Source organism: Actinoplanes oblitus (assembly GCF_030252345.1).
GTDB lineage: Bacteria > Actinomycetota > Actinomycetes > Mycobacteriales > Micromonosporaceae > Actinoplanes > Actinoplanes oblitus.
In genome coordinates this window covers 5,756,996-5,777,512 of sequence record NZ_CP126980.1, presented here as the reverse complement: position 1 = coordinate 5,777,512, position 20,517 = coordinate 5,756,996, and the positions used below count along the sequence as shown (strand labels likewise).

Here is a 20,517-nt window from a genome sequence, read left to right as displayed (position 1 = left end):
AGCGGGGACGGCGGCCCACGTGTTCTGTCGCCATCCGGTCAGGGGCCGGTCAACTGCCGAAGATGGCGGAAACCCACTCCGGGTGGTCGATGAACGGGTTGCGGTTGTGCTGGTAGGACGCGTAGATGACCTGGTTGCGGTTCTTCTCGAAGGTGTCCGGCGGGTCCTGCGCGTTCCAAGTCAGCAGTTTCGACAGTCGCCCGAGGTAGGGATCGGTGCCGTTGGTGACCGAGTCGTCGACCTCCAGATCGGGCCAGCCGTCGTCGCCCTCGTAGCGGACCGCCATGTAGAAGATCATGCGGGCCACGTCGCCCTTCACCGCGTTGCGCGGCTCCCAGGAGTCCGCGTCGGTGTAGTTGCCGGCGGCGCCGCTGACCGCGCTGCCCCCGGTGTCGAAGTCCTTGTTGTCGCGCAGGGCGTTGACCGTGACGTCCTCCGGTCGCAGGTGATGCAGGTCGGTGCCGGGCCCGGCGGCGGTGCCGAAGTCGCCGTGTGACTTGGCCCAGACGTGCTCGCGGTTCCAGTCGCCGGTGTCGCCGCCGTTGAGCGACTTGGCGCGGCTGAGCCCGGAGTAGACGAGGATGACGTTCGACGAGTTGGCCGGGTCCTGATCGGTGACCTTGAGCGCGTCCCAGACCGCGTCGTAGGACAGCTTCGTCACCCCGGTCGAGATGATCGTGTGCAACGCGGCCTTGAGGCTCGCCCCGGACTTGCCGGCGGCGGTGGCGTAGTAGGCGTCCGTGCTGCCGGACGGGGTGGGCGCGGGCGTCGGGGTGGTGCCCAGCGACATCGCCGAGGGCGACTTCAGGCCGGGATGCGAGAAGTACGCGGTCAGCGTCCCGGTCACGGTCAGCTGCCGGCCGATCAGCGAGGGGTTGCTGAGCAGGCCGAACGCCGACCGGTAGGAGCTGGTGAGCTGGACGTAGAGCATCCTGGCGGTGCTGCTCTCGGTCCTGCTGTCGGCGATGGCCAGGGCGGTGTCGCCGGTGAAGTCACCGAACCGGACCGTGCTGGTCGCGGTCGGCTCGCCGACGATGTAGCCGAGGACCGTGCCGGTACCGCTCTGTCCGGCGATCGCCTGCGCCACGGTCAGCGAACTCGCGGCCGAGGCCGGCACCGCGACCAGCGCGAGCAGGCAGGCGAGCACGGACAGCAGGATGGGGAGGGGACGACGTACGGGCATGGGGGTGCTCCGTTCACCGAGTTGTCTAGACAGCCCTGAGTCTGCGTGACCCGGCGTGGGGCACCGCCATACCACCTGAGTCATATTCGTCGACGTCGGACGATTACATCGCGTACCGGAAAGCCCTTTGATCCGGGGAGGCCCGGTTCTGTCGGGGGGTGGCGGTAGAGTCCCGGCCATGCAGATCGATCACTTGGCGCTGCTCCGGGAGGAGCTGGAGCTGTTCCAGGAGTGTCTGGGCGGTGAGCTGAGCGCGCCGGTCGAGCACTGTGGGGACTGGACGCTGCGCGAGCTGGCGGCGCACGTCGCCGAGGGCAACCTGTGGGTGGTCGCGGCCGTCCGGGAGCGACACGGGCGTCATGCGAGCCCGCCCGCGCCCGAGGACATCGCGCCCCATGTGGCGGAGACGTCGCGCCGGCTGGTCGAGGCGCTGAGCGTGGACCCGGCGACCGAGGCGTGGACGTTCTGGCCGCCCTGCACCGTGGGCTTCTGGCGGCGGCGCCGGTGGCTGGAGACGCTGGTGCACCGGTGGGACGCGCAGCACGCGCTGGGCATCCCGAGCCGCCTCGACCCGGAGCTCTGCGGCGACGGGGTGGCCGAGGTGTTCGACACGTTCGCGCCGCGCCAGGTGAAGTTGGGGCGGATGGCTGAGCCGGCGGCGGCGGTCCGGTTCACCGCTGATGACCTCGGGCGTTCGTGGGTGTTCGGGCCGGGGGAGCCGGTGGTCGAGCTGCGCGGTCCGGCGCCTGACTTGATGCTCGCGTTGTGGAACAGGAAGCCCTGGTCCGAGCTGTCCGGCGACGCTGCGGCCGCCCGGGCGGCGCTGCCGGGTCCGCTCGTCCCCTGACCCGGGCGGCGCTCCCCGCCCGCTTGCGCCGTGAGTGGCGGTGCTGTCGGGCGGTTTGTGCTGTGAGCGGCTCTGTTGTTGAGCGGCTCTGCTGTCGAGCGGCTTGCGCGGTGACCGGCGGTGCTGTCGGGTGGCTTGCGCGGTGACCGGCGGTGCTGTCGGGTGGCTTGCGCGGTGACCGGCGGTGCTTCCAAGCGCGTCGTGACCGCTCGGCGTTGGCCGGTATGCCGGTTTTAATCGGTCGCGGGTGGGCGGCGTGGTCGCCATGCTGGCCGGATGCTCAAGAAGATCAATCCGGCATCGGTGCACGAGACGGCCGGCTACAGCCATGTGACGATCACCGAGGCGGGGCGACTGGCGCATCTGGCCGGCCAGTGCCCGCTCGACCTGTCCGGCAGGATGGTCGGGGCGGACGGCGACTACGCCGCCCAGACCGCCCAGGTGATCGCGAACTCGCTGGCTGTCCTGTCAGCGGCCGGCGCCACCCCGGCCGACGTGGTCCGCTCGGTCATCTATGTGGTCAGCCCGGACAGCGGTGTCCTGTCCGCGGTCTGGCAGCAGCTGAACGAGTCCGACCTGGCCCCGGCCTTCACCACGGCCAGCACCCTGGTCGGCGTGGCCGCTCTCGGCTACACCGGCCAGCTCGTCGAGGTCGACCTCACCGCCGCCTTGCGCGACTAGCCAGCACTCCAGATCTGGACGCCGGCAACGCCCTGCTCCGCGCCCGTGCGGAAGACCGGCACCCGCTGTCGCATCGCCCCAGCTGGTCCTGGTGGTTGTCTCAAGCGCCCTGACACAACCGTGGTGGCCAGCTGTGGGGGTTGGCTGGTGGTGGTGGTTGTCTCGGGTGCCTCGACACAACCGTGGTGACCAGCCGTGGAGAGTCGGCTGGTGGTGGTGGTTGTCTCGGGTGTCTTGAGGCAACCGTGGTGGCCAGCTGTGGGGGTTGGCTGGTGCTGGTGGTCGTCTCGGGTGTCTTGAGGCAACCGTGGTGACCAGCCGTGGAGAGTCGGCTGGTGCTGGTGGTTGTCTCGGGACTGTTGAGGCGATTCTGAGCGCCAGCTGGGTCCGGGACCGGGCGGCGCTTGGTTGGGCGGAGGATTGCCCCCCGCGAGGGACCGCCCCCGCGAGGGACCGCCCCGCGAGGGGGACCACCCACGCCCGGGGACCGGCCCGCGCGGGGGACTTCGCGGGGGAGGGTCAGGCGTCTCGGCGGTGGAAGGTCAGGGCGCCGGTGACGAGGGCGACGGTGGTCCAGGTGGCGACCACGGCCAGGGCCGACCACGGGGACAGCGACAGGGACGCGTTGTCGACAGTGGTGGTGAGGGCCTGGACGGCGGTGGCGGGCGTCAGCCGGTAGAGAGCGCGCTGCCAGTCCGGGTCGGGAAGGATCTGGAGCAGCATCGGCATGAGATAGAGCAGCGCCAGGACGATGCTGACCGCCACCGCGGAGCTGCGGACGGTGGCGGCTATGCCCAGGCCCAGGAGTCCGATCAGGATCAGGTAGAGGACCGACTCGGCGGCGGCCCGGAGCATCGGCGTGGTGGGCGGCAGGGTCAGCACGGCAGCGCCCACGCCGAGTAGGGCTGCGGGAGCCACGGCGGCGGTGAGCAGGGTGGCCTTGGCGGTGAGCAGGGCGAGGCGGCGGGGGACGGCGAGCAGGGTGGCTCGGATCAGGCCGGTCCGGTATTCGCCGGCGAGGATCTGGACGCCGGCGGCGGCTACGGCGGCCTGTCCGAGGCGGACACCCAGCAGGCGTAGCTGGACCGGGTCGATCCCGCGGTCGCCGAGCGCCGCGCCGGCGGCGGTGAGCAGGATCGTGAGGGTCAGCGGGATGAGCAGGGCGGGCGCGGTGCGCAGTTTGGCCCATTCGGCTCGCAGCGCGGCCCTCATGCGACGGTCCGGCTGGGGAGGGAAGCCGCGGTGAAGGTCGAGGCGGCCTTCATGCGACGGCCCGGCTGGGGAGGACGGAGGCTGCGGTGAAAGTCGGGGCGGCCCTCATGCGACGGCCCTCCGGAGGCGCCAGGTGGCGGCGGCCAGGGCGACCACGGCGTAGCAGGCCAGGACGCCCAGCCCGAGCCAAGGCGACAGCGGGAAGTAGCCGTCGAAGACCGTCTGGGGGCGGGACAGCTGCGGATACGCCGGAACCTCCTGCTGGATGGCGAAGGCGGCACCCGGGGTCAAGCGCAGCAGCCAGGCTCCGGCGCCGGGCGGAAGCACCGAGGTGACCGCCAGGATCGGGGGAGCGATCAGCAGAGCGGTCACAGCCACCACCACGGGGACGGCTCGGCGCACGAGGGCGCCCAGGGCGTACGCGAAAATGGCGGCCAGTGACAACAGCAGAGCCGTGCCGATGGTGACTCGCAAGCTGGTCAGCCACGGTACGGGCAGGGACACCACGGCGTGGGCGTGCAGGATGCGCGACGTAACGGCCACCGTCACGCCGACCGCCAGCAGGCCGGCGAGCAGCGACACCGCGCCGATCACGCCGGCCTTGGCGGCGGAGACCCGGATCGGGTGGGGCATCGCGGCGAGCGTGGTCCGGATCATCCCGTGGCGGAACTCGGCGGTTCCGCAGAGCGCGGCCACCAGGATCAGCGGCAGCAGGCCGGCGTAGACCCCGGTGAGGACGAAGCTGATCGGCATGCCGCCCTCCTTGGCGGGCGCGATGTCGCCGGTCCCGGTGACCGTCAGCACGCCGCCGGACTCGGTGTGGCCGGGCGGGTGGGTGAGCTGCCAGGTGGTGCGGTACGAGGTGTAGCCGACCAGCGTGTCGGTCCATCCGCCACCCGGGTCGACGTGGGAGAACTGAGCACTGGCCTGGGTGAACCGGGCGGCGACGGTGTGCCCGCCGCGCGCGCTGTCGTCGACGCTGATCCCGCTCGGTGAGGTGACGAACAGGCCGATCCGCACCGTGTCGGGCAGGTCGTCGAGGCGTACCGTATCGATCTTCTGCCAGGTGACGCCGTCGGCCGAGACGTAGCCGGTGATCTCGTCGCCGTGCCGGGTGAGCCGCAGCCAGGCCTCCCGGGTGGGCGGCTGGTGGGCGGCCGCCTTGTCGCCGGTGAAACCGGACTGCATCCGGACGCCGTGCTCGCCGGTGAGCATCACCGCCGCGTAGTCGGCGCCCTGCCGGGTGCCGTTCTTGATCAGCAGGCCGGCCTTGGCCCAGGGCGCCACCCCGGCGACCAACTCGTCGTGGTTCGGCGGCGGGTAGGTGATGATGCCGTCGAGGCCGCCGACCTTCGCGGTGATCGCGCCGTCGCCGGTGAGCGCGCGGTGCGTGAAGGTGAACTGGTCCTCGACCGCGATGCCGTCCCGGCTGGCCGGCACCGGTGGGCAGGCCACCTCGCGGGTCCCGTCCATGCAGGACATCCGGGTGCCGGCGGCGGCCAGGCAGCCGAGCGCCACCACGATCAGCCCGGCGGCCGCGATGCCACCGATCCAGGCCGGCACGGTGCGGAACTTGACCCATTCGGCACGCAGGATCATCGGATGCCTCCCACGCCCGCGGTCAGCGTCAGATAGGCCGCTTCGAGGCTTGCGTACGCGTGGAGCAGCTCGCCCACCTCGGCGGCGGCGATCACCCGGCCGTGCCCGACCACTATCACGTGCCCGGCGATGTCCTGCAGCTCGCTCATCAGGTGGCTGGAGACCAGCACCGCCCGGCCCTGCCCGGCCAGCTCGCGCAGCAGGTCGCGCATCCACACGATCCCGGCCGGGTCGAGCCCGTTGAACGGCTCGTCGAGCAGCAGCACCGGCGGGTCGCCGAGCAGCGCGGCGGCCATCCCGAGGCGTTGCCGCATGCCCAGTGAGTAGCCGCCGGCCCGGCGCCGTCCCGCGTCGGCCAGACCGGTCAGGGCGAGCACCTCGTCCACCCGGGCGGCCGGCAGGTCCTGCGAACGGGCCAGCCACAACAGGTGGTTCCGGCCGGTCCGGGACGGGTGCGGCGCGTGCGGGTCGAGCAGCGCGCCGACGTGGCGCAGCGGCCTGGCCAGCGTGGCGTACCGCCGGCCGCCGATCGTCGCGGTCCCGGCATCCGGCCGGTCCAGCCCGGTGAGCACCCGCAGCGTCGTCGACTTGCCGGCGCCGTTCGGGCCGACGAACCCGGTCACATGACCGCCCCGGACCGCGAACGTCATCCCGTCCAGGGCGAGCGCGGTGCCGAACCGCTTGCGTAGTCCGTTCACTTCGATGGTCGCTGTCATGCCGGAAGTTCTACGGAGCCGGGCCTAACCGGGGCGCGACGAAGGCTGTCATCCCGCTGTTATGCCGGGCGGGGCATGCTGGGCGGATGGGCGTCCGGCTGCGTTTCACCCTTCTGTACGGCGTGCTGTTCCTGATCTCCGGGGCCGGGCTGCTCGCGATCACCGCGGCGTTCAGCATCAGCCGGACCACGCATGTGGCGCCGCAGGGCACCGGTGTCCCGCCGGCCGAGCAGATCGCCCGGCTGCAGGAGGAGCTGGCCTCCGCCTCGGCGGCGCAGAGCCGCCAGCTCGCGGTCGGCGCGCTCGTCGCCCTGGCCGTCATGCTGCTGGTGTCGCTGGCGCTGGGCCGGGCCGCGGCCGGGCGGGTGCTGCGCCCGCTGCGCCGGATCACCGCGGCGACCAGGCGGATCACCGCCGACAACCTGCACTCGCGGCTCGCCGTCACCGGGCCGGCCGACGAGGTGAAGGCGCTCGCCGACACCATCGACGAGTTGCTCGGCCGGCTGGAGGAGGCGTTCGCGGCGCAGCGGCGGTTCGTCGCCGACGCGTCGCACGAGCTGCGGACACCGCTGGCGACGGTACGGGCGGCGATCGACGTGGCGGAGGCCAAGCCGGCGCCGCCGGTCGAGGTGGTACGGCTGGCCGGGCGGGTGCGAAACGAGCTGGACCAGCTGGAACGGCTGCTGGAGGGGCTGCTGGTGCTGGCCAGGGCACAGCACGGGGCGCTCGACGGGCGTACCCCGGTGGCGGTGCGGTCGCTGATCCCGGCCGGGGTGCCGGTGGAGGGCACCGACTTCCGCACCGTCGGCAACCCGGTGCTGCTGGCCCGGATGGTGTCGAACGTGGTGGACAACGCGCGGCGGCACAACGAGCCCGGCGGGTGGATGCGGGTGACCCTGGCCCCCGGGGAGCTGGTGGTGGAGAACGACGGGCCGGTTCTCGACCCGGGGCAGGTGGCGACGCTCGGCCGGCCGTTCCGGCGGCTCGGCGCGGACCGGACCGGCGGCGGCACCGGGCTGGGCCTGGCGATCGCCTCGGCGGTGGCGTCCGCGCACGGCGGGTCGCTCGGCCTGCGGGCGCGGCCGGAGGGCGGGCTGCGGGTGGAGATCCGGCTGCCGTGAGGATCCTGGTGGTGGAGGACGCGGTGGCGCTCGCCGAGGTGGTCGCGGAGGGGCTGCGCGATCAGGGGATGGCCGTCGACGTGGCGCTCGACGGGCTGGCCGCCGCGGCGAAACTGGACGTCAACACGTACGACGTGGTGGTGCTCGACCGGGACCTGCCGGGGCTGAGCGGCGACACCCTCTGCGAGATGATCACCGGCCGGGCGCCGCGGGCGATGGTGCTGATGCTGACCGCTGCCGGGTCCGCCGACGACCGGGTGCGCGGGCTGACCCTGGGCGCCGACGACTACCTGGCCAAGCCGTTCCACTTTCCCGAGCTGGTGTTGCGGGTGCGATCACTGGCGCGACGGCGGCCGGCCGCTCATCCTCGTACGCTGAGTGTCAATGATCTTGAACTTGACCCGATCCGGCGGACGGCGTCGCGATCCGGGGTCGGGCTGCCGCTGTCGGTGAAGGAGTTCGCGGTTCTCGAAGCGCTGATGCGGGCGGCGCCGGGCTATCTGAGCAGCGAGGATCTGCTGGAGCAGGTGTGGGACGAGAACGCCGACCCGTTCACGAACACCGTGACGGTGACCGTCGGGCGGCTGCGGCGCAAACTCGGTGAGCCGGTGGCGATCGTGACGCTGCCCGGAGTCGGTTACCGGATCGCCTGAGCCTCGACCAGCGCGGGCAGGCCGGCGATCGAGTCGATCACGTGGGTGGGTTCGGCCAGGCCCTCGGCGGCCTGCTGGTCCAGGTACTTGCCGGTGCGGACCTGGACGGAGGTGGCGCCGCCCCGATGGGCCATCAGGATGTCGGTGGTGCGGTCGTCGCCGACCACCCAGAGCCGGTCGGCGGGGACGTCACCGGCCGCCAGGCGCAGGAAGTCCGGGCTGGGTTTGCCGAGCAGGCGGGCCTTGCTGCCGGTGGCGTACTCGATGGCGGCGACGATCGCGCCGGTGTCCAGGTGGTCACCGTCGGCGGCGCGGAAGTAGCGCCCGCCCTGCAGGGCCAGCAGCTCGGCACCGTCGCGAACCGCCCGGAACGCGGCGTCCAGCACCGGGTAGCTCAGCGTCTGCCGGCAGTCGCCGACGATGACGTGGGTGGGCCTGCTGTTGTCCGACTGTGCCGGGAACTCGTCGCGCACGGCCCGGTCGGCGAGGACCAGCACCCGGCTGGCCAGGGTCAGCACCCGCAGCGCGGCGACGACCGGGGTGAAGACCTCGCCGAGCGCCACCGGGATGCCCATCCGGCGGATCTGCTTGACCAGGGCGGCCTCGCCCCGCGAGTCGGTGTTGGTGAAGACGCGCACGGTGTGGCCGGCCCGGCGCAGCTCCATGATCGCGTGGGCGGCGCCGGGGACCGGACGGCCGCGCTCCACCAGCGTCCCGTCCAGATCGAGCAGGATCACCAGCGAGTTCATCGGCGCAGCGTACCGGTCCTGCCGCGGGCATCCGCCGCCAGCAGGCCGAGCGCGGCCGGCCCGTGCCGCGCTCGCCCGGCACCTCGATCCATGACAGCCTATTCGCATGGGCGGTCTCGTTGCGGCTGGTGCAAGGGTTCGCCTCGCGCTGGAAGATTTCCGGCGACGAATTGATACGGCCTCGAGACCTAAGGCAAGTAGGCCGCCGGTCTGCCTGAGTGGGAAACGTACGGCCCGAACGTCTGCCCAATGTGGAGTACTTCATCCCTTGATAGCTCATCGTTATTGCGCAGGATCTTGCTTACGCGAGCGCACACGTAACCGCCGTACATCGAGCCACCATCCTGGTTGATTATCTCGAAGTGCTCGTGCGGCCAGGTTGAACTCCAAGTCCAGCTTGTTCCTTGAAGTTGTTCAGCCGATTGGCTTGCCATTCAACCCACTGAAGCAATTGGTTGTTTCCAGGAGCTTGCCGTAGCGGCGGCTTGGATGACTTGCGTCAGTTCAGCAGTCGCTGTGCCCAGTAGACTTGCCCGTCAGGCCCCACGCTGATCAGGGCCACCAATAAGTCCTCGACCTCAGCGGGCCCCGTCGCCACCATCTGCTCAGGCGGTGTTCCCGGTCGCGCCGAGCGGAGAACGAACTGGAAGGTTACGGGGGACGCGTCTACCGAGTCCACGTAGATGGCACTACCGGAACTCCACGACTGCTCATTGACTTCCCGCGTACCAGCACCTCGTAACCAGGCGTAGCGCTGCTCGGCGAGGTCCAAGGCTCCATCCGAGCCGGTACTGACGGCGTCGGGCAAAGCGGAGGTCGCCGCGATGAAGCCGGGCGGCAGGTGACTACGTTTGTCGAGCACAATGATGCGAAGAGAGCCGCCCTTCTGGGGGTCAGACGGCCGACTCCATGTAACCCGTCCGAGGAAGATCTGGTCTCCGGCATCGGCCTGTTCGGCATTGCTGGGCCGCAGGGCGGCGTCGGCGGTCGCCTGGTCGACGAGTTGAAGCGTCGCCTGAGCGTCGAGCGCCTCGGGCCCATACGGCGCACGGTGGTGCCACCACCGCCAGCTCGCCACTCCACCAGCCCCGGCCAGCAGCAACGCGACGCTCAGGACCAGGCTTACCCGTCTTCTCACATCGGGCAGTAGAGCACATCCGGGAAGCTCGCTGCTCCGGCGTCAATTCGCCGGCGTGCGACCGGCGCGAGTGCACGTCGGTCCGTAAGGCCGCATCCGCTCTAATCGATCGTCGGTGGTGCGTTCGTGACGGACAGGCGGAAGCGATCGATGTGCTGGCGGGTGGTCCAAGGTTGACGCCACCGATGCTGATGTCGACCGGTGCTGGCAGGCGTTCCTGCGCCGCTTCGACATCGAGCACACCTTCCGCCTGCTCGAACAGACCCTCGGCCGGACCGCACCACAAGTCCGCGAGCCGGCCGCCGCCGACCGCTGGACCTGGCTGGTGCTGGCCGCACATACTCAGCTGCGCCTGGCCCGGGGTCCCTCGCCCAGGACTTACGCCGGCCCTGGGAACGCCCGATGGCGCCGAAGCGGCTGGCCTCGGCCCGGGTGCGGCGGGGGTTTCCGAACCTGCGCGCGACCAGCGGCTCACCAGCGCGTGCATCTAACCGAGCCGGCCCGGTCCCGGACGGCCGCCCGGCTCCCGTAACCGGCACGCCGCGACCGGCTACTGCGGGGGACTCATACTGGTCACCGGCCAGGCACATCAGCGGCCGGCCCACCACAATAAGGACATCAAGCCTCGCCGGACGGGTTGAAGCACAAGATTAGAGGACGTTTTTCAACGTTGGGACCCACTCGTAAGGGAAGGTCCAGTCCCAGCTGTCGGCCATCGATTATCCCAGACTTGGGATCTACGCTTACCCGCGGTGTCGAAGGGGTGTGATGCTATGGCGTCAATCCCAGACGTTTCGCAAGGCGAGATGCCAGGGATAGGTGTCCAGGTGGCCGTCCCCCGATCCGGGGGAGTGCGGCTCGAACTCCCCGGGGCCGAAGAGCACGCGAATTTTCTCGGAGCGAAGTTGCTCGACATTTCGGCGAAATGCTGCTCGTCCTGCCAAGGCGCTATTGACGAAGGGCAGCATCACGACGGGAATATTCAGGCCGGGTGCCTCCGCCAGTACTCCCAGGGCGTAGGTGTCGGCGATGCCCTGGGCGAACTTGTTTATCGTGTTATAGGTGGCCGGCGCGACGATGATAGCGTCTGCCCGCGGCGACCGCGGCTCGCCGGGCGCTCGATATTGACTACGCACGGGATGGCCGGTCTGCTTCTCGAGAGTCGGTACGTCGATGAATCCGAGCGCCGCGGGCGTGGCGATGATGTGGACGGTCCAGCCGTCGTCGTGAGCGAGCTTGACCAACTGGCCGACTTCGCCGGCGGGGCCGGCGGCGCAGACGATGATGTAGAGGACCTTGCTATCGGTGCTCATGCGGCGATCCCGTAGGCGCCGGCGAACTCGCGAGCCTCGCGGCGGACCGTGATCGGTGCGGTGGCGACCAGGTCGCCGACGAGTTTGTGGATCCGCGGGCAGCCAGTGATTTCTTCGGGGGCGATCCGGCCGGCGGCCCGCATGGTGTGGAGGGCCTGTTCGTGCTTGCCCCACATGAGGAACGCGCGGGTGACGTCGAGCAGGAGGACCGCCTTGCGTTCGTTGATCGGCAGGGCGTCGAGGTCGATGCGGCGGGCGTAGGGGTCGGCTCGGTCTCCGCCAGGATGGCGCCGAAGAGGGCGGCCCCGGTGAGGCCGACGAACTCGCGACGTCGCACGGCGCTGTCCTCCTCCGGCCGCGGATCTCTCTCCACGCTACGCGGCGCGTTGACCGCGCCCGTCGCGTCGGAGTCGGAACAATCCCGGGCCGAGGTGCTGCGCGGCGCTAGACCGAGCCTCATGCGAGCGGTGTCCGGTAGCCGGAGCCCGTCGGCGATACACCGGTTCCCTGATCACAACCTGTGCCTTCGTCACGTCGACAAGCCGGACTGTCGGATCACGCCGGGACGTCCGGCCGGTGCAGGGTGACCTGCTGGGCGGGAATCCGGCCCGGGTAGTACTCGAAGCCCTCCGGCGACGTGACCAGCTGCTCCTCGCCGACCCCGTCGACCGCCCACACGTCGACCGGCCCACCGGTGTTGTTGATCCGGATGAAGAACGTCGTGGTGGCCTCGTCGCAAAGGAAACAGCCCTCGACCTCCGGCGCCCGGCTGCCGGCGATATTCCGGGCCGCGCCCATCCGGGTCCAGTCCAGACCGTGCCGGCGGATGGAGTCGCGATTGAGGACCGAGCTGACGTGGAAGAGTCGTGACATCGGCACGGGTTACGACCGGCCCGCACGGATCAACCCGGACTCGTACGCGTAGACGACCGCCTGCACCCGGTCCCGCAACCCGAGCTTCATCAGCACCCGGGCGACGTGCGTTTTCACCGTGGCCTCCCCGACCGTGAGCGCGGCGGCGATCTCCCCGTTGGACATCCCCCGGGCCATCAGCCGCAACACGTCGACCTCCCGCGGCGTCAGCTCGCCCAGCTCCGGTGGCGGTGTCGGGCCGGGCCGGTCCGCGAAGGCCGAGATGACCCGCGTGGTGACCGCCGGGTCGAGAAGTGCCTCACCGGCCGCCACCACCCGGATCGCGGTGATCAGGTGCTCCGGCGAGGAGACCTTGAGCAGGAAGCCGCTCGCACCGGCCCGCAGCGCCCGGTGCAGGTTCTCGTCGGTGTCGAAGGTGGTCAGCACGATGATCCGCGGCGGGTCCGGCTGGGCCAGCAGGGTCCGGGTGGCGGTGAGGCCGTCCTGGCGCGGCATCGCGATGTCCATCAGCACCACGTCGGGGCGCAGGCGGCGGGCCACCGCCACCGCTTCGGCGCCGTCGCTGGCCTCGCCGACGACGTTCAGGTCGGGCTCGGTCTCGATCACCATGCGCAGGCCGGCCCGCAGCATCCGCTGGTCGTCGGCGATGACCACGCTGATCGTCATCGGGCGAGCACCGGCAGCGTGGCGTGCACCGCGAAGCCGCCGTCCGGGCGGGGCTCGGCGCTGAGCTCGCCGCCGAACAGCATGGCCCGCTCGCGCATGCCGATCAGCCCGTGCCCGGTGCCCCCGGGAGGCGCCGCGACCACCGGCCCGGGATTGGTGACGGTCAGGCGCAGCCCGTCCGCCCGATAGTCGACGGTCAGCTCGGCGGCGGCCGCCGGGGCGTGCTTGAGCACGTTCGTCAACGCCTCCTGGACGATCCGATAGGCCGACAGGTCCACCGCGGGCAGCAGCGGCACCGCCTGCCCGGCCCGGCGGACGGTCACCGCCAGCCCGGCCTCCCTGAACTGCCCGATCAGCTCGTCCAGGTTATCCAGCCCGACCGGCGCCAGCGCGTCACCCTCGCCGCGCAGCAACCCGAGTGTCCGGCGCAGCTCCACCACCGCCTCCCGGCCGGCCGACTCGACGCCGCGCAGCAGCTCCGGGTCGACGGGCAGCCCGGCCTCCATCCGCCGCCGGACCACCCCGGCCTGCACCACCATCACCGTCACGCTGTGCGCGACCATGTCGTGCAGCTCGCGGGCGATCCGGACGCGCTCCTCCATGACCGCCTCGCGGGCCTGCCGCTCGCGCAGCTCGGCCCAGGCCGCCGCGGTGTCGGCCAGCCGCCGGGACTGCGCCGCGACCACCACGCCCAGTGCGTAGGGCGCGAGCGGGAAGAGGACGCCGGCCATCGGGTCCTCGTCGTTGTTCCACAGGTAGAGCACCGCCGTGGCGAGGACCAGTCCGAGACCGAGGATGCCGCGCCGGGACCGGCCGGGCGGCGGCACCCACCGGCCGACCGTGTAGGTGGCGATCATCATCGAGACCAGCTCCCAGAGCCGGAAGTTGACGGTCCGCTCCCCGCCGACGGTCGCCGGGACGTAGAACATGTTCAGCACGCTGATCGCGTTCGGCACCATCACCAGCAGCGGGAACTGCCGCCGGAACAGGATCAGCAGGGCCGCCGCGGCCAGCGCGAACGGCCACCAGTCGCCGGGCATCCGGATCAGCAGTTCCTCGGTCAGCGCGAACGCCGCGAAACCGGCGGCCAGCGCCACGTCACTCCGGCGGATCCGGGCCAGTCGATCAGTCACGCGTCGACCGTACGGGCCGGGCCGTCCGCCCGGACCCACCCGCGGGATGACGTCAGGTCCGCCGCGCGGCGGAGGCCGGATCGGCGCCGGTACGGACGACGCCGCGCCCGCCGCTTCGTAACGTCAGCCGCCGATGTCCATGACGACGAGGGGGATGACGATCATGTGGCGGAAAGCCGCGGCGGTGTGCCTGGTGGCCGCGCCGATCGCCTTGACCGTGGCGACCGGGGTGGACCCGGCGCTCGGCGAGGACCAGGGTTACGGGATCTACCGGCAGCACCCGGACGCGGTGCAGTGGCACTCGCTTCTGCTGCACTGGGCGTGGGTGCTGTTCGTACCGGGCTTCCTGGGGCTGCTCGCCCCGGTCCGGCAGCGGGGCGCGGTGCTCGCCGGGATCGCCTGGGTCGCGACGATTCTCGGGCTGACCACGTTCGCCGCGCTGATGGCCAACGACTTCGTGCTGCTCGCGCTGGAGCAGAACTTGCCGGACGCCCAGGTGGCCCTCTTCGACCCGAAGCTGGCGGCGCTGACCGTCACGACCGCCGGCTGGCAGTGGGTGGGCCTGCTCGGCTGGGGGCTGGCGCTGGTGCTGACGCCGATCGCGGCCGCCCGGGGACGGGTGATCGACTGGTGGACCGCCGGGGCCGCGCTGGCCGGGACCGCGCTGTATCTGGCGTTCGCGATCTCTCCCGTACCGGTCAATCTGCTCGGTCCGGCAGTGCTGATCGGCGCCTATGGCGTGGCGGCCTGGCGCCTCGTGCGACCGCGGGCCGCTGCCGGGCCGGATTCGTTCGGCGCCTTCCGGCGCGCGGTCGGCAGGACTTGCGTGTACGCCGCCCCGCTCGCCTTCGCGGCCGGCATGGCCACCGTCCCGGACGCCGGCGGCGATTTCGCCGGCCACCCGACGTTGACTCAGGTCAGCGCGCTGCTGCTGCACCTGGGCTGGGTGCTGTTCGTGCCGGCGGTGCTGTTCCTCGCCGCCCGCGCCAACCGCTTCACCCGGTTCGCGGCGGGCGTCACCGTGCTCGCCCTGATCAACTTCAGCGGCCTGATGCTGGGCGACAGCGCCGACCTGGCCGCGCACCAGGCCTACGGCGCGGACATCGCGAAGCGGGTCACCGACACCGTCGGCGGCTACCCGTCGTTCACGTTCGGCTGGGCGCTGCCGAGCCTGGTGCTGAGCCTGCTCGGCCTGGTCACGGTGGCGGTGGGAGCGGCGGTCAGCCGGGTCGCCCGCTGGTGGCAGGCGGCGCTGGTGGTCGCCGGCGTGGCGGCCTTCCTCGGCCTGGGCCTCGGCCCGATCGGGGTGACCGGCCCGCTGCTGCTGCTCGCCGGCTTCGCCCTGATGGCCCGCGAGCCCGGACGCGCCCCGGCCGTTCCGGTCCCGGTCGCCGGTTGAGACGGCCGGTGCTGCCCTCCGGGGGGTGGGCAGCACCGGCGGGAACGGTGCCGCACCGGGCATGGACAGGTTTGCTCACTCCGGGCGGCGGTCTGTCGTACCGGTCGGCTAATCTGCCCGCCATGCGGGGAGAGGCGGCGGGACCGCGCCGGATACCGGCGATCCTGCCGTTGCGGGCGACGACCGTGGGGGAGTCGCTGGACGGCGCGGTCGCTTTGTTGCGGCAGCGGGCGCTGCCGCTGCTGGTCGCTGCCGCGGTGCTGGCCGCCGGCGAGCAGTGGGCGCTGACCATCGTGGGCTCCCGGGAGCATCTTCCGGCGATCTACAACTGGACGGAGTCCGGCTCCGGGGTGTGGTGGCCGAGCATCGCGACCAGCCTGGCCCTGGAGGCCGGCATCATCGCGCTGCTCGGGGCGTTCGCGGGTGCGGCCGCCGGTCCGGCGCTGCTCGGCCGCGCGATGTCGCACCGGCAGGTGCTGCGGCGCAGCCGCCCGGGGCGGGCGCTGGTGATCGCCGTGCTGCTGACGGCGGTCGCCTGGCCCGCGGCGTACGCCGGCTTGATCGGTTTTGTCCTGCTCTACGGGCTGTTCGGCCTGGCCACGGTGATCCTCACGATGGACCGGGTGGGTAACCCGGTCATGGCGCTGATCCGCTCCGTCCGGCTGTCCGTGCGCGGCATGCGGGTCGCCCGGATCCGGATCCTCGGCTTCCTGGTCTGGCTGGGCATCCGGTTCGCGCTGGGAGTGGGCTGGATGGCGGTGGCCGGGCTGATCCTCGGGTTCTCCCGGCCGTCCTGGCTGGGCTGGGCTGTCACGTTCGCCTGGGCCCTGGCCAACACGGTGGCCTACGCGGCACTGGCCTGCCTGGACGCGGTGCTGCTGATCGAGGCCCGGATCCGGACCGAGGGCCTGGACATCGCGCTGAACCGCAGCCGGTCGCGCGGCGAGGACGAGGCGGCGTTGCTGGTGGTCGCACGATGACCAGGTCCTACGACGAGTTCCTCGGGCGGGTGTTCGACAGGGTGCCGATCCCGGTCGTGCTGGTGATCCTCATCGCGGTCACCGGCCTGATCGCGCTCCTCTGGTATTTCTTCCCCCGCTGGATCCCGCGGCGGATGCCGCGCCTGCGCCGGCCGCGGATCCGGCTGCGCCTGCGGTGGCCCCGGTGGCGACTGCCGCGCCTGCGCCTGCCGAAATGGCGACTGCCGAAGTGGCGCCAGCGCCGCGGGGAGAAGAAGCCGAAGGCCAAGGCGAAACCGGCCCCGGTGGTCACCGAGCCGGCCGACGAGCAGGAGACCGAGACGCCGGCGCCGACGCCGGCCGGTGGCCTGTCGCTGGCCGACCGGCTGGCCGCCGAGGGGCGCTATGCCGAGGCGATCCGGGAACGGCTGCGCGACACCGTCGCCGAGCTGACCCGGGCCGGCGTGGTCACGCCGCAGCCCGGCACCACGGCGGCCGAGCTCGCCGCGACGGCCGCCACCAACCGGCCGGTGGTCGGGACGCCGCTCGGCGGCGCCACGGAGATCTTCTCGGAGATCTGGTACGGCCGCCGCGACGCGCGCCGTGACCACGACGAGCGGATGCGGGCCCTCACCGCCGAGGTGCGGGCCGCCCTCACGACACCGCCGGGAGGGCACCGATGACCGCCACCGCGAGCGACGTACGCCCGGAGGCCGTCGCGAAACCGCCGCGGGACCGGCGCTGGCTGCGTCTCGCCATTCCGTTCCTGGCACTGCTCGTCCTGCTCACCGGCACCGTGATCGTGCACGCCGTCGAGCAGCCGGATCCGGACGACGCCACGTTCCTGTCCCCGGTCAGCGACGCCGGGATCGGCTCCGCCGTGCTCGCCGGCCGGCTGCGCGACGGCGGCGTGACCGTCCAGCGCGTCACCACCACCACCGACGCGCTGCGGAAACTGTGGAGCGACGACCAGCCCGCCACGCTCTTCGTCAGCACGCCCGGACTGGTCGACCTGCGCCGGCTCAGCGGCTCCGGCGCCATGCCGACCGGCACCCGGGTGGTCGTGGTGGCCCCGACCGGCCAGGCGCTCAGGTCGAGCAGCTGGCCGGTGGCGGTCGCCGGCAGCCGGTGGACCACGGCGGTCACCGATCCGGGCTGCGCCGATCCGCTCGCCGGCCGGGCCGGCCCGGCCGCCGTGCGCCACGTGTGGTTCGCCCCGCGACTCGCGTCGAACTGCTACGACGACTCGCTGGTCACCGTCAGCAGCCACGGCGTCCTGGTCACCCTGGTCGGTGCCGCCGACCCGTTCCGTAACGACCGGATCGCCGAGCACGGCAACAACGCCCTCGCCGTCGGCCTGCTCTCGCAGTCCGCCCGGGTGGTCTGGCTGGACGCGCACCAGCGCGAGGTGCCGCCGACGTTCAGCCCGCCGCCGCGCCGGACGACCGAGGTGCCGACGCCGTCCGAGAGCGCGAGCCGCACCGCGACGTTCGACCCGGACGACTATTACGACGACCCGGACGAGCAGCCCACCGAGGCCGGGCAGCAGAAGCCGAACCCGCTGGCCGAGGCGTTCCCGCCGGCGTTCTGGGCGACCCTCGTGCTGCTCGCGCTGGTGCTGCTCGCCTTCGCGATCGCCGCCGCCCGCCGGCTGGGCACGCCGGTCGCCGAGCCGCTGCCGTCCCGGGTCCCGGCCAACGAGACGATGCTCGGCCACGCCCGCCTCTACCAGCGGGCCCGGGCCCGCGACGCGTCGCTCGACGTGCTGCGCGCCGCCGCCCGGCGCCGGATCACCGAGCATCTCGGGCTGCCGCCGGAGGCGACCATCACGGACATCGCCGAGCACGCCGGGCTGCAGACGGACGACGTGCGCGAGATCCTCGCCGGCCTGCACCCGGACGATGACGACGAGCTGATCGCCGCCGCGATCGCCGTGCAGGACCTGGTACGCGAGATCACCGGATTTGAAGGAGACCAGCCGTGACCCCCGATGCCCAAGAAGCCCGCCTCGCCCTGGGCCGGCTGCGCGCCGAGGTCGGCAAGGCCGTCGTCGGCCAGGACGCGGTTGTCGGCGGTGTCCTGGTGGCGCTGCTCTGCGGTGGCCACGTACTGCTCGAGGGCGTGCCCGGCGTCGCCAAGACCCTGCTGATCCGGACCCTGGCCACCGCGCTCGACCTGGACACCAAGCGGGTCCAGTTCACCCCCGACCTGATGCCCGGCGACGTCACCGGCTCGCTGGTCTACGACTCGCGGACCGCGGCGTTCAACTTCCGGGCCGGCCCGGTCTTCACCAACCTGCTGCTCGCCGACGAGATCAACCGGACGCCGCCGAAGACCCAGGCGGCGCTGCTGGAGGCGATGGAGGAGCGGCAGGTCAGCGTGGACGGCACCCCGCGTCCGCTGCCGCAGCCGTTCCTGGTCGCCGCCACCCAGAACCCGATCGAGTACGAGGGCACGTACCCGCTGCCCGAGGCCCAGCTGGACCGGTTCCTGCTCAAGCTGGTCGTCCCGCTGCCCGAACGGGACGCCGAGCTGAGCGTGCTGCGCGCCCACCACCACGGCTTCGACCCGCGCGACCTCAAGGCCGCCGGGGTCACCCCGGTGGCCGGCGCCGCCGACCTGGCCGCCGGGCGGGCCGCGGTGCAGCGGGTGCAGGTGGCCGACCCGGTGCTGGCGTACATCGTGGACCTGTGCCGGGCCACCCGGGTGGCGCCGGCCCTGGAGCTGGGCGCCTCCCCGCGCGGCGCGACAGCGCTGCTGGCCACCGCGAAGGCACACGCCTGGCTGAACGGGCGCGACTACGTGGTGCCGGACGACGTCAAGGGCTACACGCTGCCGACCCTGCGCCACCGGGTCCGGCTGCGCGCCGACGCCGAGCTGGACGGCGTCACCGTCGAGTCGGTGCTGGCCGCGGTGCTCGCCGCGGTGCCGTCCCCGCGATGATCACCAGGCGTTTCGCGCTCCTGCTGGCGGCCGGCCTGCCGCTGCCCGCGTTGCTGCCGGCGCCGTGGCTGGCCGTCGGCGGGGTGCTGGCCCTGGCGATCGGGCTCGCCCTGATCGACCTGGGCGTGGCAGGCTCGCTGACCGGGGTGCGGCTGCGCCGCGACGGTGACCGGACGGTGTGGCTCGGCAACGCGGCCGCCACCACGCTGACCGTGACGAACGACGGCAGCCGGTCGATCCGGCTGCGCCTGCGGGACAGCTGGGTGCCGTCGGCCGGGGCCGGGCCGCTCGCCCACGACGTCGAGCTGGCAGCGGGGGCGTCGCACGTGGTCACCACCACGCTCACCCCGACGCGGCACGGTGACCGGCCGGCGGTGCGGGTGACGCTGCGGTCGTACGGGCCGCTCGGCTTCGCCTACCGGCAGCGGCGACGGGCATGGAACGAGCGGGTCACGCCACCGTGGACGCTGCGGGTGCTGCCGCGCTTCCCGTCCCGGCGGATCCTGCCGGAGAAACTCGCCCGGATCCGGGTGCTGGACGGGACAGTGGTCACCCGGGGCCGCGGCCACGGCACCGAGTTCGACGTGCTCCGGGAGTACGTGATCGGCGACGACGTCCGCTCCATCGACTGGCGGGCCAGCGCCCGGCACCACGACGTGGTGGTGCGCACCTGGCGGCCGGAACGCGACCGCCGGGTCATCTGCGTGCTGGACACCGGTCGTACCTCGGCGGTCCGGATCGGCGACGCACCCCGGCTGGACGCCTCGATCGACGCGGCGCTGCTGCTGTCCGTGCTGGCCGCCCGCGCCGACGACCGGGTCGACCTGATCGCCCTGGACAGCGCGGTGCGCACCCGGGTGGAGGGCGGTGGGCACCGCACCCAGCTGCCCCGGCTGATCGACGCGATGGCGTCGCTGGAACCGGCGCTGGCCGAGACCGACTTCGCCCTGCTCGCCCGGGAACTGCTGCGCCGTGACCGGAAACGCTCCCTCGTGGTGATCTTCACGGCGCTGGACACCGCGCCGATGATCGAGGGGCTGCTGCCGGTGCTGCCGCGGCTCGCCGCCCGGCACAAGGTGATCGTGGCCGGTGTCCGGGACCCGGCGGTCGCCCGGCTCGCCCTGCTGGGGGAGACGGTGACCGCCACCGACGTGCACACCGCCGCGGCCGCCGAGCGGGTGCTGCACGAGCGGGACCGGGTCCGGGACGTGCTGGCCCGCTCCGGCGCGACGGTGGTGGACGCCGACGCGGACTCGTTCGCCAGCCAGGTCGCCGACGTCTACCTGCTGTTGAAGGCGAGCGGGCGACTCTAGCCCGTGTTTCGGAGTCCGA

Annotated in this window: 21 protein-coding genes and 1 pseudogene; 11 read left to right on the top strand and 11 right to left on the bottom strand. The window is 72.2% G+C overall.

Annotated elements, in window-relative coordinates:
• Positions 1-49: 49 nt before the first annotated feature.
• Positions 50-1,183 (bottom strand): endonuclease, encoded by a 1,134-nt coding sequence (locus tag Actob_RS26080; RefSeq protein WP_284914451.1) that lies wholly within the window; start codon positions 1,181-1,183, stop codon positions 50-52.
• A gap of 178 nt (positions 1,184-1,361) precedes the next feature.
• Here Actob_RS26080 and Actob_RS26075 point away from each other — a divergent pair, with 178 nt between their 5' ends.
• Together Actob_RS26075 and Actob_RS26070 are read left to right on the top strand one after the other, a co-directional pair.
• Complete coding sequence (locus Actob_RS26075; protein WP_284914450.1) at positions 1,362-2,030, top strand: maleylpyruvate isomerase family mycothiol-dependent enzyme; 669 nt, start codon at positions 1,362-1,364, stop codon at positions 2,028-2,030.
• A 276-nt stretch (positions 2,031-2,306) separates the two neighbouring features.
• Entirely contained in the window at positions 2,307-2,711 is a 405-nt protein-coding gene (locus Actob_RS26070) for a RidA family protein (protein WP_284914449.1), read from the top strand.
• 519 nt (positions 2,712-3,230) lie between these two features.
• Here the strand turns inward: Actob_RS26070 and Actob_RS26065 are convergent.
• The 3 genes from Actob_RS26065 to Actob_RS26055 form a co-directional block, all read right to left on the bottom strand.
• The gene (locus tag Actob_RS26065) at positions 3,231-3,923 is read right to left on the bottom strand and encodes an ABC transporter permease subunit (protein ID WP_284914448.1); all 693 of its coding nucleotides are present in this window, start codon (positions 3,921-3,923) and stop codon (positions 3,231-3,233) included.
• Positions 3,924-4,028: 105 nt separating this feature from the next.
• The gene (locus Actob_RS26060) at positions 4,029-5,522 is read right to left on the bottom strand and encodes a DUF1349 domain-containing protein (RefSeq protein WP_284914447.1); all 1,494 of its coding nucleotides are present in this window, start codon (positions 5,520-5,522) and stop codon (positions 4,029-4,031) included.
• Positions 5,519-6,238 (bottom strand): ABC transporter ATP-binding protein, encoded by a 720-nt coding sequence (locus tag Actob_RS26055; protein ID WP_284914446.1) that lies wholly within the window; start codon positions 6,236-6,238, stop codon positions 5,519-5,521. Before Actob_RS26055 ends, Actob_RS26060 begins: the two co-directional genes overlap by 4 nt.
• A gap of 86 nt (positions 6,239-6,324) precedes the next feature.
• Between Actob_RS26055 and Actob_RS26050 the strand changes: the two genes are divergently transcribed.
• Together Actob_RS26050 and Actob_RS26045 are read left to right on the top strand one after the other, a co-directional pair.
• Positions 6,325-7,359 (top strand): sensor histidine kinase, encoded by a 1,035-nt coding sequence (locus Actob_RS26050; RefSeq protein ID WP_284914445.1) that lies wholly within the window; start codon positions 6,325-6,327, stop codon positions 7,357-7,359.
• On the top strand, positions 7,356-8,012 hold the full coding sequence (locus Actob_RS26045; protein ID WP_284914444.1) for a response regulator transcription factor: 657 nt from the start codon (positions 7,356-7,358) through the stop codon (positions 8,010-8,012). The genes Actob_RS26050 and Actob_RS26045 overlap by 4 nt, the downstream gene beginning before the upstream one ends.
• Here Actob_RS26045 and Actob_RS26040 read toward each other — a convergent pair.
• On the bottom strand, positions 7,997-8,761 hold the full coding sequence (locus tag Actob_RS26040) for an HAD-IIA family hydrolase (protein WP_284914443.1): 765 nt from the start codon (positions 8,759-8,761) through the stop codon (positions 7,997-7,999). The genes Actob_RS26045 and Actob_RS26040 overlap by 16 nt on opposite strands.
• A 499-nt stretch (positions 8,762-9,260) precedes the next feature.
• Positions 9,261-9,899, bottom strand: coding sequence for a hypothetical protein (locus Actob_RS26035; protein WP_284914442.1), 639 nt, complete (start codon positions 9,897-9,899; stop codon positions 9,261-9,263).
• 163 nt (positions 9,900-10,062) lie between these two features.
• On the opposite strand from Actob_RS26035, the pseudogene Actob_RS26030 reads away from it, so the two are divergent.
• Positions 10,063-10,540 (top strand): annotated as a pseudogene (locus Actob_RS26030) (NF041680 family putative transposase); the annotation flags it as partial.
• Between the two features lie 138 nt (positions 10,541-10,678).
• On the opposite strand, the gene Actob_RS26025 reads toward Actob_RS26030, so the two are convergent.
• From Actob_RS26025 to Actob_RS26005, 5 genes are all read right to left on the bottom strand, one after another.
• Positions 10,679-11,212 (bottom strand): flavoprotein, encoded by a 534-nt coding sequence (locus Actob_RS26025; protein WP_284914441.1) that lies wholly within the window; start codon positions 11,210-11,212, stop codon positions 10,679-10,681.
• Positions 11,209-11,388 (bottom strand): hypothetical protein, encoded by a 180-nt coding sequence (locus Actob_RS26020; protein WP_284914440.1) that lies wholly within the window; start codon positions 11,386-11,388, stop codon positions 11,209-11,211. Before Actob_RS26020 ends, Actob_RS26025 begins: the two co-directional genes overlap by 4 nt.
• 379 nt (positions 11,389-11,767) lie before the next feature.
• Entirely contained in the window at positions 11,768-12,085 is a 318-nt protein-coding gene (locus Actob_RS26015; protein ID WP_284914439.1) for a hypothetical protein, read from the bottom strand.
• Between the two features lie 9 nt (positions 12,086-12,094).
• A complete protein-coding gene (locus Actob_RS26010; protein ID WP_284914438.1) occupies positions 12,095-12,751 on the bottom strand; it encodes a response regulator in 657 nt (218 codons plus the stop codon).
• Positions 12,748-13,884 (bottom strand): sensor histidine kinase, encoded by a 1,137-nt coding sequence (locus Actob_RS26005; RefSeq protein ID WP_284914437.1) that lies wholly within the window; start codon positions 13,882-13,884, stop codon positions 12,748-12,750. Before Actob_RS26005 ends, Actob_RS26010 begins: the two co-directional genes overlap by 4 nt.
• Before the next feature lie 133 nt (positions 13,885-14,017).
• On the opposite strand from Actob_RS26005, the gene Actob_RS26000 reads away from it, so the two are divergent.
• The 6 genes from Actob_RS26000 to Actob_RS25975 all read left to right on the top strand — a co-directional run bounded on the left by Actob_RS26000 (position 14,018) and on the right by Actob_RS25975 (position 20,498).
• Positions 14,018-15,283, top strand: coding sequence for a hypothetical protein (locus tag Actob_RS26000; protein WP_284914436.1), 1,266 nt, complete (start codon positions 14,018-14,020; stop codon positions 15,281-15,283).
• A 122-nt stretch (positions 15,284-15,405) separates the two neighbouring features.
• Positions 15,406-16,263: a hypothetical protein gene (locus Actob_RS25995; protein ID WP_284914435.1), complete on the top strand. Its 858-nt coding sequence runs from the start codon at positions 15,406-15,408 to the stop codon at positions 16,261-16,263.
• Positions 16,260-16,925, top strand: a complete 666-nt coding sequence (locus tag Actob_RS25990; RefSeq protein WP_284914434.1) for a DUF4129 domain-containing protein — start codon at positions 16,260-16,262, stop codon at positions 16,923-16,925. The genes Actob_RS25995 and Actob_RS25990 overlap by 4 nt, the downstream gene beginning before the upstream one ends.
• Positions 16,922-18,226, top strand: a complete 1,305-nt coding sequence (locus tag Actob_RS25985; protein ID WP_284914433.1) for a DUF4350 domain-containing protein — start codon at positions 16,922-16,924, stop codon at positions 18,224-18,226. Before Actob_RS25990 ends, Actob_RS25985 begins: the two co-directional genes overlap by 4 nt.
• Positions 18,223-19,185: an AAA family ATPase gene (locus tag Actob_RS25980; RefSeq protein WP_284914432.1), complete on the top strand. Its 963-nt coding sequence runs from the start codon at positions 18,223-18,225 to the stop codon at positions 19,183-19,185. The genes Actob_RS25985 and Actob_RS25980 overlap by 4 nt, the downstream gene beginning before the upstream one ends.
• The gene (locus tag Actob_RS25975) at positions 19,182-20,498 is read left to right on the top strand and encodes a DUF58 domain-containing protein (RefSeq protein WP_284914431.1); all 1,317 of its coding nucleotides are present in this window, start codon (positions 19,182-19,184) and stop codon (positions 20,496-20,498) included. The genes Actob_RS25980 and Actob_RS25975 overlap by 4 nt, the downstream gene beginning before the upstream one ends.
• Positions 20,499-20,517 lie beyond the last annotated feature (19 nt).